General features: G+C 43.1%; 13 protein-coding genes. 2 read left to right on the top strand and 11 right to left on the bottom strand.

Translation table 11 applies throughout. From position 1 onward, the window contains the following. Nucleotides 1-212 precede the first annotated feature (212 nt). Nucleotides 213-1,583 carry a hypothetical protein gene (locus tag K429_RS0107045; protein ID WP_025726471.1) on the top strand — a complete coding sequence of 457 codons (1,371 nt, stop codon included), beginning with the start codon at nt 213-215 and terminating at the stop codon, nt 1,581-1,583. 33 nt (nt 1,584-1,616) lie between these two features. After that, complete coding sequence (locus K429_RS0107050) at nt 1,617-3,272, top strand: OmpP1/FadL family transporter (RefSeq protein ID WP_025726472.1); 1,656 nt, start codon at nt 1,617-1,619, stop codon at nt 3,270-3,272. Between the two features lie 107 nt (nt 3,273-3,379). Here the strand turns inward: K429_RS0107050 and K429_RS0107055 are convergent, their stop codons facing one another. From K429_RS0107055 to K429_RS0107105, 11 genes are all read right to left on the bottom strand, one after another. Next, nucleotides 3,380-3,847: a nucleoside deaminase gene (locus K429_RS0107055; RefSeq protein WP_007215027.1), complete on the bottom strand. Its 468-nt coding sequence runs from the start codon at nt 3,845-3,847 to the stop codon at nt 3,380-3,382. A 43-nt stretch (nt 3,848-3,890) separates the two neighbouring features. Continuing rightward, entirely contained in the window at nt 3,891-4,298 is a 408-nt protein-coding gene (locus K429_RS0107060; RefSeq protein ID WP_025726473.1) for a DUF86 domain-containing protein, read from the bottom strand. Further along, nucleotides 4,282-4,575, bottom strand: a complete 294-nt coding sequence (locus K429_RS0107065) for a nucleotidyltransferase family protein (protein WP_007217715.1) — start codon at nt 4,573-4,575, stop codon at nt 4,282-4,284. The genes K429_RS0107060 and K429_RS0107065 overlap by 17 nt, the downstream gene beginning before the upstream one ends. Nucleotides 4,576-4,701: 126 nt before the next feature. Beyond that, a complete protein-coding gene (locus tag K429_RS0107070; RefSeq protein ID WP_007215026.1) occupies nt 4,702-5,577 on the bottom strand; it encodes an outer membrane beta-barrel protein in 876 nt (291 codons plus the stop codon). A 34-nt stretch (nt 5,578-5,611) separates the two neighbouring features. Then, nucleotides 5,612-6,055 carry a DUF6108 family protein gene (locus tag K429_RS0107075; RefSeq protein WP_007215025.1) on the bottom strand — a complete coding sequence of 148 codons (444 nt, stop codon included), beginning with the start codon at nt 6,053-6,055 and terminating at the stop codon, nt 5,612-5,614. 24 nt (nt 6,056-6,079) lie between these two features. Further along, nucleotides 6,080-6,496 (bottom strand): hypothetical protein, encoded by a 417-nt coding sequence (locus K429_RS0107080; RefSeq protein WP_022210022.1) that lies wholly within the window; start codon nt 6,494-6,496, stop codon nt 6,080-6,082. Continuing rightward, nucleotides 6,493-7,014: an RNA polymerase sigma factor gene (locus tag K429_RS0107085; RefSeq protein ID WP_025726474.1), complete on the bottom strand. Its 522-nt coding sequence runs from the start codon at nt 7,012-7,014 to the stop codon at nt 6,493-6,495. Before K429_RS0107085 ends, K429_RS0107080 begins: the two co-directional genes overlap by 4 nt. 149 nt (nt 7,015-7,163) lie before the next feature. Next, nucleotides 7,164-8,804 carry a glycosyl hydrolase gene (locus K429_RS0107090; protein ID WP_025726475.1) on the bottom strand — a complete coding sequence of 547 codons (1,641 nt, stop codon included), beginning with the start codon at nt 8,802-8,804 and terminating at the stop codon, nt 7,164-7,166. 11 nt (nt 8,805-8,815) lie between these two features. Then, complete coding sequence (locus K429_RS0107095) at nt 8,816-11,029, bottom strand: endo-1,4-beta-xylanase (RefSeq protein ID WP_025726476.1); 2,214 nt, start codon at nt 11,027-11,029, stop codon at nt 8,816-8,818. A 34-nt stretch (nt 11,030-11,063) separates the two neighbouring features. Further along, the gene (locus K429_RS0107100; RefSeq protein ID WP_007215020.1) at nt 11,064-12,098 is read right to left on the bottom strand and encodes a DUF5627 domain-containing protein; all 1,035 of its coding nucleotides are present in this window, start codon (nt 12,096-12,098) and stop codon (nt 11,064-11,066) included. Between the two features lie 36 nt (nt 12,099-12,134). Then, the gene (locus tag K429_RS0107105) at nt 12,135-13,892 is read right to left on the bottom strand and encodes a RagB/SusD family nutrient uptake outer membrane protein (RefSeq protein ID WP_025726477.1); all 1,758 of its coding nucleotides are present in this window, start codon (nt 13,890-13,892) and stop codon (nt 12,135-12,137) included. Nucleotides 13,893-13,896 lie beyond the last annotated feature (4 nt).

Genomic DNA, 13,896 nt, shown 5'->3' on the forward strand with positions numbered 1-13,896 from the left:
TATCCGTCAAACGGATAAGTTTCATGTGTTATAAACTTGCACTGGAGATTTAATTTAGTGCATTGAAAACCAAAATAATATCTCTTTTGTTCTAATAGAATAGGGAAATCCCTATAATCATTTGGGGAAATTCTCCTGTATGCGGTAAAATCCATCGCTATCTTTGTGACGTGATAAAATGGATTAATGTAAAACCTATAAACCACACCCATATGAAAAAGATTGTTTTTTTATCGCTTTTTGCCTTGTGCCTCCCTTGGATGGTTTCGGCGCAGAGCATAGATGACGACCTTTACTACATTCCTTCTAAGGATAAGAAGGAAAAGAAGCAGGAGAAGAAAGTTACAAGCTCTGCTCCGACTGAAGAAATTGTAGTAAAGTCGAATGCACCAACTACGGTTTATACGTCGCCAGGTAATACTACTGTTGTAGTACAGGATCGTAAAGGAAATACACGTGATGTAGACGAATATAACCGTCGTTATGATTCTCGTGAGAATGACTTCGTAATGGAAGATGATACCTTATATATTAAGGAAAAAGCAGTGCCCGATCCGGATGGTGAATGGGTAAATGGCTTCGATGGTTCGGAAGATGATTATGAATATGCTATGCGTATCGTACGTTTCCGCAACCCGCGTTATGCGGTGAGCATCAGTAGCCCGTATTATTGGGATATCGTTTACGGTCTGAATTCATGGGACTGGAACGTTTATACTGACGGAATGTATGCGTATGCTTTCCCGACTTTCTCTAACCGCTTATGGTGGGATTGGCGTTATAACTCCTACGGATGGGGAGGCTATCCTTATTATGGTTGGGGTGGATACTCTCCTTATTACAGTTACGGTGGCTGGTCCTATGGCTGGGGCGGTTTCTACGGTGGCTGGAGTTGGGGATGGGGGCATCATCACCATCATTATTATCCTGGCGGTGGCTGGTATCCCGGTGGCGGTGGACACTGGGGAGGCAACCATTGGGGGAGTCGTGATACATATACGAACAGACGCTACAGCGGAACACGTAGTACGACAACTGCACGGCGTACTGACGGAACAGGTAGAGTGACAGGTGCGACCAGACAAAGCACAAGTGGACAAGTAAGACGTGGAGAAAGTGGAACTACCCGTCGGGTAGTGGGAACCCGTTCTTCCGGTGAACGTCCGGGAATGTCAACCCGCACAGATGCAGCTTCCTCAAGACGTTCTACCTATACACGTCCAAGTAGTACACGTAGCAGCTCTTCTTATAATAGCAATGTAGGAAATGTACGTAGTGGTAGTACGGTTCGTGGTACTTCAACGAGATCATCTTCGGGAAGTAGTGGCACCGTAAGAAGTACTTCAACACGTAGTAGCAGTACCTATAACCGGGGTAGTTCAACAGCTCCACGCAGCTACTCTAATGATAATAATCGTTCTTCTAGCTCACGGTCTTATAGTGCTCCTTCCACTCGTTCTTCTTCCAGTAGCAGTTATTCATCAGGAAGCAGTTCCCGTTCCAGTGGCAGTAGCTATTCCAGTGGCGGTGGAGGTTCCACACGTTCCAGTGGTGGCGGTGGCGGCTCAAGCAGAAGAAGATAAAAGTTAAGTGTTTCACACAAAAATGAATGAATCATGAAAAAGATAATGACTCTAACAGCCCTTGCTATGTTCGTCTCAATGGGTGCAGGGGCACAGACGGTATACGATGCTACGAATATAGCCAGTAAAGATCTAAGTGGTACTGCTCGTTTCGTAGGTATGGGAGGCGCAATGGGAGCGTTAGGTGGTGATATTTCCACTATCGGTACGAACCCTGCGGGTATTGGTATCTATCGTAGTAACGATATAGTAGCATCTTTCGGCTATTCGATTACAGATGTTGAAAGCAAATATGGCGGACAGACATTTAATATGGGAAAAAACCGTTGGAACTTTGATAATGCAGGTGTTGTGTTTTCTACCAAGGTTGGTAATGTTACGTCATTACGTTATGTAAACTTTGCCTTTAATTATCAGAGAGTAAAGTCTTTCAATCGGAATATGACTATGGCAGGAGACTTGAATGGTTATTCGCAGACCTATCAGATGGCAGCTATGTCCGATGGGATTACACCGGAAATGTGGAAGGGTAGTAATCCTTTTAATGCAAATGATATCGGATGGCTTTCCGCACTGGGATGGGAGGGACACCTGATAAATCCTTCAATAACTACTGATAAGACACCTTATCCTTATAATGATGCCGATGGTAATCAAATAAAGGATGAGGAAGGTAATCTTTTATATGAGAATTATAATTTCTACACAAGCATTTTAGGAGACGGTGACTATCCTTATTTACGTGAATTCCGTTCTCGGGAAAGTGGAGGAGTAAATCAATTTGATTTTAATGTTTCTTTCAACTTTAATGATCGTTTCTATCTTGGCTTTACGATAGGAGCTTATGATGTGGACTATAATAAGTATACATTATATGATGAAGATTTCCGTACAGGAAATGGAGAACCGACAGGTTCCGGATACATCTTGGAAAGTTTCAATAAAGTAAGTGGTGCCGGCTTTGACTTTAAACTTGGTGCTATTCTTCGTCCGTTTGAGGATTCACCTTTACGTCTCGGGCTTGCCATACATACCCCGACTTTCTATAATTTGACATGGTCTACTTCAGCCCGTCTTGTTTCCGATCTGTATCAGGGCGATAAGGTTGTATCTACAACGGTGGATAGCTTTGATTATTTGAATAATGGAGATTTAAAACAAGAATATCAGATGAACACTCCATGGACTTATAATCTGAGCTTGGGATATACTGTAGGAACTCAATTGGCTTTAGGTGCTGAATATGAGTATAAAAACTACTCGACAACTAAGTTCTATTATTCTGATGGCGATAAGATGGAATGGCAAAGTAATGAGTCTAAACTCTGTTTGAAGGGTGTCAATACTTTCCGCATTGGTGCTGAGTATAAAGTAATTCCACAGTTTGCTTTGCGTGCCGGATATAATTATAGTAGCTCTGCTTTCAAGAAGGATGCCATTAAGGCATTGCCTATAGAGTCCATTAATACTGATACGGATTATGCTAATCTTAAGTCATTGAGTAATTACACACTGGGTATCGGTTACAGAGGCTCTGCATTTTATGCCGATTTAGCTTACAAATATTCAGTACAGAAAGGTGATTTTTATCCTTTCGATTCTTCTCAAGATGGCGAAGTAGGACTTACTGCTGCTAAGTTGACTAATACTCGCAGCCAGGTGATATTATCTTTAGGTATGCGTTTCTAAAAGAATAACAATATAAGCAAATAACCTTTCATTGCAAATACCTTGTGTATTAAATTCGAGTCCCCGGAGAGATAGCAGTACTCCGGGGACTTTTCTTGTCTAATTTCTTAATACTCTATTTTATCTTCTTTCTCAGCCCATGCTTCGAAAGCTTTGATGGCTTCATTGTGTAGCAATACTTCTGAGGGTAGTTTGCGATCGGCAGGTTTTAAAGCGATTTCATCATATATGAAAGAGTCGTCGAAACCTATATTTTTGGCGTCAGTCTTATTGTTTCCATAATACATTTTGTCCAGTCGGGCCCAATAGATAGCGCCGAGGCACATGGGGCAGGGCTCACAAGAGGTATAGATTTCGCAACCACTGAGGTTGAAAGTACCTAGTGACGTGGCTGCTGCACGAATGGCACTGACTTCGGCATGCGCTGTCGGGTCACATGAGGATGTCACACGATTCGTTCCGGTAGCTATGATTTCTCCATCTTTGGCAATGACGGCACCAAATGGGCCGCCACCGTTAGCGACATTCTCCGTGGAGAGCTCAATCGCTTTTCTCATAAGTTCTTCTTTGGTCATAATAAAAATGATTATTTAATTCTCTGTATGATATGAATGATGTCTATTCCCCCAACTCCTTATTTCGTAGACCGGCATCAATATCTATGAGAATCTGATGTAAACTAGCGAGTAGGGGAGGAAGTTCTTTGCTGGTAATGTCGTAGATCAATTCCGGATCTATTGAGAGATATTCATGTGAGATTATATTACGCATTCCTATAATTTGTCTCCACGGTATTTCGGGATAATGAGAGAAAAGGCATCCGTGAGTGCGGTCATCTACTTGGCGAATTGTTTCACCGATAGTTTGCAGGCACATACAGGTCGAATTGAACAATACCATGCCATCGTCCGAATTGAGAAAATCTTGATAATTGCTTATCCGAGCGGTGGTTTTTATGACGAATGATGTTTGGCTTTCTACAAAGCGGAGCATATCTATTAATGCTTGTTTAGACGTAGATTGCATCTTGTTCAAGATTATGCCGGAACATTTGACGCATGTTCTCATGCAAGGTTATTAAATCAACTTTTGTATGAAAGAGGTGTTCTAATTCTTCCTTGATCGTCATATAGGCACGAAAGGTGGTTTTGCGTAGTTTTACGCAAACATCAATATCGCTGTTCTCCCGTTGTTCGCCACGGGCAGCTGAACCAACGAGAGCAAGACTCTCAATGCCATACTTGTCAGCGGTTGTTTGCTTGAACTCGTGCAGGATGGCGAGAATTTCATTAGTTGTTTTCATTCTATTTTTTCTTTCTTGCTGTTAAAGGGGTAGCGATACAAAGATACAATTCTATATAGACAAAAACAAGTCCGCCCCACAGTTTTTGTTGTGAGGCGGGAAATGAATTATTAAAGTTTTATGCTGTCACCAATACCAACCTATGCCTATAGAAGCCGGATAGAGTTCGGGTCCTTTATTCTTTTCAAACAGAGAAGTGAGAGCGAAACGGGCATTGAATCCCAAGCAACCGTAACCGGCCTGTAGCAGCAGATTCATGCCAAGCGGATGGGTATTCAGCTTGCTACTCAAAGTATGTTTCTTATCATCATATTTGGCTCTGGATTTAACCCCTACACGCCATTCCACTTCCGGACCAGCGGCAATGAAAGCACGGCGACTGCCGAATTTGGTTTGCCATTCCAGACTGACAGGCAGACGGAAAGCCCAATAGCGCAGCCAGCTCTTTTGGTAATCCACATCTTCGGCTTGCCGGCAAACGGTGATGCCGTCTACTTTCTCAAAGCCGTAATTGTCATCCAGTTTATAGACGATACGTGCTAAACCGAGGGTGGTGGTCAATCCCCAATGATTGTTACGGGTTATGGCAACTCCGGTATTAAACAGATTGATACCCCATTCCCAGGATTTCGAGCCAAGTTGAGGTACTTTGGCAGAGTACTGAAATGTATTGCTTGCCAGTTTGTTAAAGCCGAAATAGATGGCAGGGTAGTGAGGATCAAAGCGGTAATAGCCTTTTTTCTTCTTCACGAAAGGTACGGAAACCGTTGTGGTTCGTTCAATGCTGCGGCCGTCCAGATACACACCTTCAAATACCTGGGTGTTTTCGATGGTGTCATTGTCGGCTTTTGCCTCATACATTTTCACTTTGATTTTGCCATCATGTTCTTTAATGATGATCTTCCGTCCGTTGAGATAGAGAGTTGTATCTTGCGGGATGCTTTCTTGTGCCACGACTGTCATGGAAGTCATGATAAGGAATAAAAAGAAAATTCGTTTCATAAGTTTTATTATTTGTGATTTATAAATTTCAGAATTAGTCTTTGCTGAATATCAGTGTAACAAGGTCGTCACTGTCTATTTCGCCTTCGATATAGATAAGTGTGGCTTCTCCTTTCTTGCCGAGCCGGAATAGTATGAAGCGGTTTATTTTATCTTTTACCGGAGGCAACTGGTAGTATCCCGATTGAATATGCCCGTCTGTCACCACTTCTTTTATTTTCCTGGCATGTTCCCGGTCGGATTCTAGACACCGGTAGATATCCGGTAATGCCTTTTCTGCCTTTGTCAGTTTCAGGCTTTGGTAATGGGTGATGTCCCAATTCTTGGATAACATCTTGGACAGTTCCACGTAAGTGGCCCCTTTCTCATTGCCGTATTTCTGAAATACGGATGCTATTTGCAGCCCTTTCTGGGCGTACATGCCGGTACTGAACAAGAGCAGCAGGCAGCATAGCAGGGTATGAGTGAACTTTTTCATAATTGTATCTATTAGTTCTTTTTATTATTCAAACATCAGATCAAGCACTTCATCTTCCGTAGTTCGCATATCTCGGAAAGCAGCAAGGGCTTGTTCATGCACCAGGTTTGCATCCGTGTATTGCTTGCCGTCGATAATGACGTAATTTTCCGGAGTGGGGTGAAGGTATCGCTGCGTACCGGCAATGCCGATCACTAATAAAATTCCGGCTGCTATTCCTCCCGTTGTGTAAATAAAGCGACGGCGGAAGGAAGGCTTTTTAACAGGAGCACTTTCTTGCCGGAATGCTTTTGCTTCCTGATCCAGGCAGACAAACAAGGGACGATATACTTGTAACGATTCCGGTACATTTTCTTGCGTGAAGAAACTGCGTAATTCGCGTTCTTCCTCACATGAGGTCTGTCCTTCGAAATAGCGGTCTATTAATTCTTCTATCTTCATACTTGTTTCCTCCTTATTTTTTCTTGTACGGTTTGCAGGTAAATTTCTCTCACTTTTTTTCGCGCTCTCGACAGGTTACTTCGGATGGCTTCCGGATTACAGCCTGTGATGTCGGCGATCTCTTCCGTTTCATACTCCTCGATGTCTTTCATCCGCATGATGGTGCGCTGCAAGGTAGGCAATGAATTAATAATTTCATGCATCAGACGGATTTCGTCTTTTATCTCAAGCAACCGTTCCGGTGTTCCACCGGGAGTGGCATCCTGTACATACTCTAACGGTACGCTGGAGGTATGCCTGGTGCGCCACATATCCATGCAGAGATTATGTGTCATGGTCATGGCGAATGCTTCAATGTTACGGTACTGTTCCAGTTCAAGTCTTTTGTTCCATAGCTTGAGCAGGACTTCTTGTACGGCATCTTCTGCATCGTCCGGACTTTCGGTCAACTTCCGCGCATAATTCAATAGCTTATTGCGGAGGGGTAGAACGGATATTTTAAATTGTTTGAGTTCCATTTACATTACTAAGACGAACGTGTAAAGCGAACGTGACATCAAAAATAAAAAAAAGTGTTGCACAAAGCAATTTTTTGTTTTGCTTTGGCAACACTTACCATTTGGAGAGAATCTGAACTACTTGAGTGATTCCATATCACTTCATGCAATTATAAGGTCAACCGGACAGAGACTATGCTGTTACCGGACAACAGTACATATACACCCTCGCCAGATTCCAGCATCTCAGTACTGATAACTTCCATATTTTTGTTTTCATTGGTTTCAACGGCATTTGCACGCTTCATTCCTGCCAACGGTATTTCTATACACTGGGTGGCTCCAGTGAAATTCAGCAATACAACCGTTACTTCATTTCCTGTTTCATTGATGTAGGCTGTGGCACATATTCCTGTATTATTCGTGACAGCTTTAATACGGGTAGTACCTGTGGCGTACTGCGCGTAATGGGCCATGATGTAACCATTCTTAGCAATTTCACCTTCACCCACCGGGCTGCGCTTGTCATTATCGCCCATCAATCCATAGAAGCGCTTTAAATACCAGTATACGTATGCACTGCAATAGCCCTCCATACACATGTGGATTTCTTTGCCAAGATGGTTGAGGCAGTATTGCCACTTTTGGAATTCCCATGCTGACGGATCATCTGATTTTTCTCCGTCATTAAAGAGATGTTCCGTCATCCACCAAGTCTTTCCATGGATGCGAGGGTAGAGACCGCAGATGTAATCGTGACGATTTTTGACGTATCCATTATCCAGGTCTGTAAAACCTTGATAAAGGTGTCCTGCAATAATATCGGTCTGTGCAAATGCTCCGGCATCATTGATGATCGGATCCGTGTATTCGGGTGATGTACCACATGCTTCGGGAGACATCAGTCTGACTCCGGTTTCACGGATTTTGGCACCGTATTGCTTCACAAAATCTACCACTTCCTGAGGAGTCCAATAAGTAAAGTCCATATCCGGTTCATTCTGAACAGATATGGCATAAAGATCTATTCCATTCTGTTTCATGAAATTGATGTAACGGATAAGATGATCGGCGTATGCTCCATAGTTCTCTTTTTTGAGATGTTTTACTTCTTTGCCGTTCACCTTGATTTGTTCGGAGAGAGCATCTGTACAGTCCCACGGACATGCAAAAACTATTGCTCCATTGGCCTGTGCCGCTTTAGCCGCTTCTACATCAGCATTCCAATCAGATTCGTTGGGATAAACCATCAGGCGAAGGATGGAGTAGCCCAATCCACCTTCACCATACATTTGGTCTAATTGTCGGGCAGAAATGAGGTTTCCGCCACACCAAATTTTAGGATTGTACATTCCACCGAATCCTGCTATCGGCTGATATTTTACTGTAGGGTCAATATTAAGTGTAACAGACTTGAACGCCGGTTCCTGTTCTATCAATAGATCAGTAGTCTGCTTGTTGGTTAGGTCAGTAATGTGAATAGTCTGTGTACGTTGTTTCATTGAAGCGTTAGCATTGCAAACCACTTGAATTTTTGTGTACTGCTTTTCTCCATCACTGCTTCCACCTGACATCGGAGTTATACTTTTTACAATATCTCCCTGTTCGAAGGTTATCTCCCAGGAGGTTTTTGCCCATTCTATAACGACCTCTGTCTGGTTTTCACCGGCACTCACTGTAATTGACTTTTTTAGGAAGAGCGCATATGCGCCCTTCCCGTTATCATCAGTCTCCGCATTATTATTATCAGAGCATGCCCAACATGACATTCCCATCAGAAAAATGCATAGATTTCTAATAAATAGTTTCATTATACTTCGGGTTATTTCAATCCTTCAACTATTCCTTCATACATTCCATTTCGATTGTATCCCGAAGTCCAAGGGCAAATCTTGTTACCGGTACTAGTTTCGGTCATACTTGAAATGGATATGCCATATTGCTTGTCCGATGCGATAGTTTTCCGATATTCTTTCATGATGAAAGCTATATAGTTGGCTGCGGCACTCCGTTCATCGGCGGTCAGTTTACTGGTCTGGATGAACTTACCCTCTGTATCTTCCACCATCATGCTGAGGTCGGAAACACGTATCAGTTTACCGGTCTGTGCCAGCTTGTCGAACAATTCGGAAATCATCTTTTCATTGGCTTTCTGAGAAGTGGCGTCTTTGGAATAAACCGCATGAAGAAGGATGTTGTATCCGTCAATACGGGTTACATCATCTGCTTCCCAGGATTTTACCAACGCGATCAATTCATCGGCTTTCTGTCCCATCTCATCAGATTGATTGAAAGTATTGCTAACGAAGAGGTTGAGATCAATTTTTGCTGTGTCACGGGCTTGTTTCACGGCTGTACGTGCATATTCTACTTCGCCCAAATATTCACCCCAGTTGAAGGTGTTGGCATCCATGGTTTTGTCAAGTGGTTCGCCTACAATATTCCATACTTTTACAGATTCACCACCGGCATTTACTATACCACCGATCCATTTATTCATCTCTTCAGTGAAGATATTCTTTTTCTCTTCCGGAGTTTTCTCGATGATGGTATCATCGGCCTTCCAGTGGAGGTTGATATTATCGATGTAAGCATGCCACTCACCCGAGCCTGAACCTACGGCCAGCTCTATCTCGGTCAGATCTTTCATGGAATTGGGTATAGCGATTTTTCCCTTACCTGTTTCTTCACCTTCTTTCAGGAATGTGATATAAATCTTGTCTCGTCCCCATTTGTTAGCTTCACAACCGAAGTTGAACGGTCCTTGGCCGCAGTTGAATTCTTGTCCATTAATCACTACCCGCATGCCGTCGCCCCAGCCACCTTTACCATCTATCAGGTACATGTCGAGAGAAAGACCTATGTAGTCACCTAACGTTCTTCCGTTTTGCAATTTTACTGTGAATTTAGGATAAGATCTATTGCAAGGGGTAGCAGCTGTACCTACGTGTAATACTTTACCACTGCCTTCAGGATCATTTTCTACAACGGAAGAGTTTCCGTTAGTCATCGGATAAGACGTTCCAAGTTCATCTTTTTCAAAGTCAATTTTAGTAACACCTGTTCCGGGAAGCTCATAATTCATCACGATGTTATCGAGAAAATATTGTGCTCCTCCAGAAGCGGAACCAACGGCAAGCTCAAATTCAGTAAGTCCTTTCATTTCATCCGGCAATATGAAGCCTGGAGCTGTAGCGCTATTTAAGCTGATGACCGCTCCACGATTCCAAGTGTTGGGATTACAACCAAAAGTTTTAGCATTCATACCAACGTTGAACTCTTTTCCATTAATAAAGACTCTCATACCTGCTCCATATATACCGTCTTCGTTTACAATACGCATATCAATGGTCAGATTGACGTAATCGCCCAGTTTTCGACCTTCCGGTAACTTGACGTTGAACTTAGGATGTGAATAGGCAGCTTTGTTATCGTCGGTACCTACATGCAGTGCTTTACCACTCTTCCCATCCGGGTCGTTTTCTACCACAGCCTGACTTCCTCCGGTCATACCGTAAGCTTTGCCTAGTTCATCATTCTCGAAGTCACAAATCACAGTTTTACCTTTCTCGGGTACGAAGGGAATAATGATGGGCTGTATCAGTTCATTATAATAAGCGGTGCGTTGTCCCTGATTGGAACAGAGCGTACCACCATAAAGCGTTATGTCCGTTCCTTTGACAGCATCAGCTACTAATTGCATTCTGCCAAAATCGAAGGAACCATCCTCTTTCAATGAATTGACGGGAGTGATAGAACCGCCAATATCTATGCCATCAAAATTGCTAAGTATGGTGCTGTAAGCAATGTCTTTCTTTAAAAAGTCTGTTGAAGACAAGTTTGCCGTAAACTTGAACGGAGAACTGGCATCGCGGGTAATGTACGATTTTAGCAAATCAAAGCTGGCCAGGTATTCGCTATTGGCCACTTCTTCAGGCTTTTCTACCTGAAGGTTGCAGTCATACTTATCGGTGCATGCCATAACCGTTGCACACATCATGGCAATACCGATTATCTTATGATTAAAGTATTTCATGTTTTCTTTGTTTAAACGTTTATACCAGATAATACTATCTTATTTCTATCTCGAATGACTTGCCACCTTGTACGGCACGACTGCTTAACACCAACGTATCTTTGGTGGCGTACTGCATGTTTTTGGTTTTAAAGTCAATTGTATAGTCCAGATAGATAGCATTACGATCTTTACCGCCAAGGCTGTTCTTTTCGCCCTTCTTCACAAATTTACCGGTACCGGAAATGATAAGATCATCGGAAGTACTACCTACTGTGCAATTACCATCTTCGGTAAAAGTCAAGCTGAGGTTGTAATTGAAAAGATTACCTTGTGCATCCTTGGTTGATAAGGATAGAATATTGTCTTTCAGGCTTTCAGTTGTAATATTTACTTTCTCATCCTTCTCTACATATTGCTGATGGCGTACCAATTGCGAAGAAACGCCGTTTATCACAGCTTGATCCACTCCACGACGCAGGTACTCACCATGCCAGGGATTGACATACTTTACAGCATAAAGTACAAAATTCTTGGGTTGTACACTCCAGTCGCCACTATTTGTCAACATGGGGTTTGCTACGACTGCTTTACCCTGAAGGATGGAGTCTGCACCCTGTACGCCTGTCATCTTCAGAGGAATCACGTAATAATTATCAAGAGTCTTTTTATCGGCAAAGAATGCATCGGTAAACTGTACCTCCACACCACCTATAACTTCACCCTTGGGAATATTGATCTGGTTGGCGGCCAGGGTATAGTAGGAGGTGGGCATAGGGGTAACAGGAGTGTTACTTCCTTTGAAATAGAGGTTTTCGCAAAGCGATTCATCTACCTGAGTATCAATAATTACATTCTTGCGGTTGGTATAACCACCACCCCAAGCTGCTTTAATGGATACTTTGTGCTGATTATCCAAAGAGTTATCGAGGAATTCGTCTTCTCCCAATTCAATGGTACGCAAACCATATTGATTGGCAAAATATACAGTTTGATAATCGAAGTCGGAGAATTCATTGTCAGAGCTTTCGCACGCGGTGAAAGACAAGAGTAATGAAGTCAGTCCGATATATGCTAATTTCTTTTTCATATCATGCTATTTTATTAATAGTGTTCACAATTTTGTTTATTTCCATCCTTTATTCTGGATGAGGTTGCTGTACTTCAGTATCTCAGAGTTGGGGATAGGGCAACAGTACATATAATCTTCATACGAACGTTCTTCTACGGTTATCTTCTGATAGCTGTTACCATTCCAGCTAATGCCATATACCGGTTCGTTCAGGTCGGCTTTCCAGCGACGGAGATCCCAAAAACGGAATCCTTCGAAGCAGAGTTCTAATCGACGTTCGTTGCGAATCAGTTCGCGCATTTTGTCTTTGCTGGCAGCGCATACTTCCAGATAGGCATCATTGGTACCACCTATGCCGGCACGTTTCCGGATGGCTTTGATTACATCGTAAGCGGAGTAATCTCTGCCGTTGGCGTTTTTCGGTCCCCAAGCTTCATTGGCTGCCTCAGCATAATTCAGGTACATTTCAGTATAACGGATACGGGGTGTGTAATGCGGCTGTTTGGAAATGGATGCCGGATTACAGTTCACATCCATGCGCAAGCGTTTTCTCATGTAATAGCCTGTTCGGGTCGAGCGGTTTTCGGTCACGTTAACACCGTCTTGATTTCCCTCATTGATGTTGATTGTTATACTCTTCTCACTGATTGTACTTCCATTGTAAAAGATGTATTTGCCCAAACGGGGATCGCGTCCAGCATAAGGATTGTTGGCATCGTATCCGCTGGCTGCGTCATTGATGGGGTATCCATTGGCCATAGGGAATATATCGACCAGATTTTGCGACGGATTCATATAACCATTACCGTACAAACTCGGTGGGAAATTTTGTGATTCCTGATCGTTATCACCACTTCCTTTGTTTCCTCTCCATAAGATTTCATTTGGATTGGCACCATCCTTAATTGTATTTATAATAGTAGGTGAGTAATATTCCACTCCGTCGGATGCTAATCCTGATAGACCTCCTTTATAGTCTATTACAGCAGCTGCGGCATTAGCGGCATCCGCCCATGTGGCAGCGTTGGAAGCATCTTCAAAGAAGGGACTGGCAGCCAGTACGGCTGTGCGTGTACGGAAGGCACGGGCTATGATTCCGTTATACAGCTGACGTGCTTTGGCACCCATAACGGTGTTGTATTTACCGACGTCTTGTGTGAGACTCTGGAAATCTGCAGGAACGCTTCCTGAAACATCTTCATACTCATAAGGAAGTCTTTTCTCTGCTTCGGAAAGATCATTGTAGATTTGTTCTACACAAGCCTGAAACGAAGCACGCGGTTGATTGAAATCCGACTCTATTGTCTGAGGTTCTGTAAATATGGGTACACCGAGCAGTTCGCCATTTGCACCAAAACCGGCATGGGCACGAAGCAGATAAAAATAGAACATCCCACGGAGTCCGTAAGCTTCACCAGTGAGGCGTTGCGCAAACAATTTGTTCAGTTCTTCATCATCCGACCATTTTACGCCTCCCACATGCTCCAGGAAGAGGTTGATGTATTGAATGGCACCGTAGGAATTGGTCCACTGATTCTGTGGATTATATGAACTTGTAGTCCAGGCACCGGTGGCCATTTGCAGATACACATTACTTGGCTGGTTGGTTACGGCGTCATCCGTGCCATACTCGCTGTTATCGTAATAGCCCGGAATCAGACTGTATACATTGTGCAATATTCCCCGTGCGTATTCCGCATCGTTGTACATGTTTTCCACGCCTTGGAAGTTTTCGATGGCTGGTGAAAACAAATCATCACAACCGGTGAGCATCAGGGCACCTATTATAAAAGGTATAATTTTCTTTTTCATAATC

Origin of the sequence: Bacteroides sp. 14(A) (genome assembly GCF_000526555.1) — a bacterium.
Taxonomy (GTDB): Bacteria; Bacteroidota; Bacteroidia; order Bacteroidales; family Bacteroidaceae; genus Bacteroides; species Bacteroides cellulosilyticus.

Bases quoted from the DNA above. Each gene is read 5' to 3' on its own strand.
- K429_RS0107045 (WP_025726471.1), top strand. From the start codon at position 213: ATGAAAAAGATTGTTTTTTTATCGCTTTTTGCCTTGTGCCTCCCTTGG.
- K429_RS0107050 (WP_025726472.1), top strand. From the start codon at position 1,617: ATGAAAAAGATAATGACTCTAACAGCCCTTGCTATGTTCGTCTCAATG.
- K429_RS0107055 (WP_007215027.1), bottom strand. From the start codon at position 3,847: ATGACCAAAGAAGAACTTATGAGAAAAGCGATTGAGCTCTCCACGGAG.
- K429_RS0107060 (WP_025726473.1), bottom strand. From the start codon at position 4,298: ATGCAATCTACGTCTAAACAAGCATTAATAGATATGCTCCGCTTTGTA.
- K429_RS0107065 (WP_007217715.1), bottom strand. From the start codon at position 4,575: ATGAAAACAACTAATGAAATTCTCGCCATCCTGCACGAGTTCAAGCAA.
- K429_RS0107070 (WP_007215026.1), bottom strand. From the start codon at position 5,577: ATGAAACGAATTTTCTTTTTATTCCTTATCATGACTTCCATGACAGTC.
- K429_RS0107075 (WP_007215025.1), bottom strand. From the start codon at position 6,055: ATGAAAAAGTTCACTCATACCCTGCTATGCTGCCTGCTGCTCTTGTTC.
- K429_RS0107080 (WP_022210022.1), bottom strand. From the start codon at position 6,496: ATGAAGATAGAAGAATTAATAGACCGCTATTTCGAAGGACAGACCTCA.
- K429_RS0107085 (WP_025726474.1), bottom strand. From the start codon at position 7,014: ATGGAACTCAAACAATTTAAAATATCCGTTCTACCCCTCCGCAATAAG.
- K429_RS0107090 (WP_025726475.1), bottom strand. From the start codon at position 8,804: ATGAAACTATTTATTAGAAATCTATGCATTTTTCTGATGGGAATGTCA.
- K429_RS0107095 (WP_025726476.1), bottom strand. From the start codon at position 11,029: ATGAAATACTTTAATCATAAGATAATCGGTATTGCCATGATGTGTGCA.
- K429_RS0107100 (WP_007215020.1), bottom strand. From the start codon at position 12,098: ATGAAAAAGAAATTAGCATATATCGGACTGACTTCATTACTCTTGTCT.
- K429_RS0107105 (WP_025726477.1), bottom strand. From the start codon at position 13,892: ATGAAAAAGAAAATTATACCTTTTATAATAGGTGCCCTGATGCTCACC.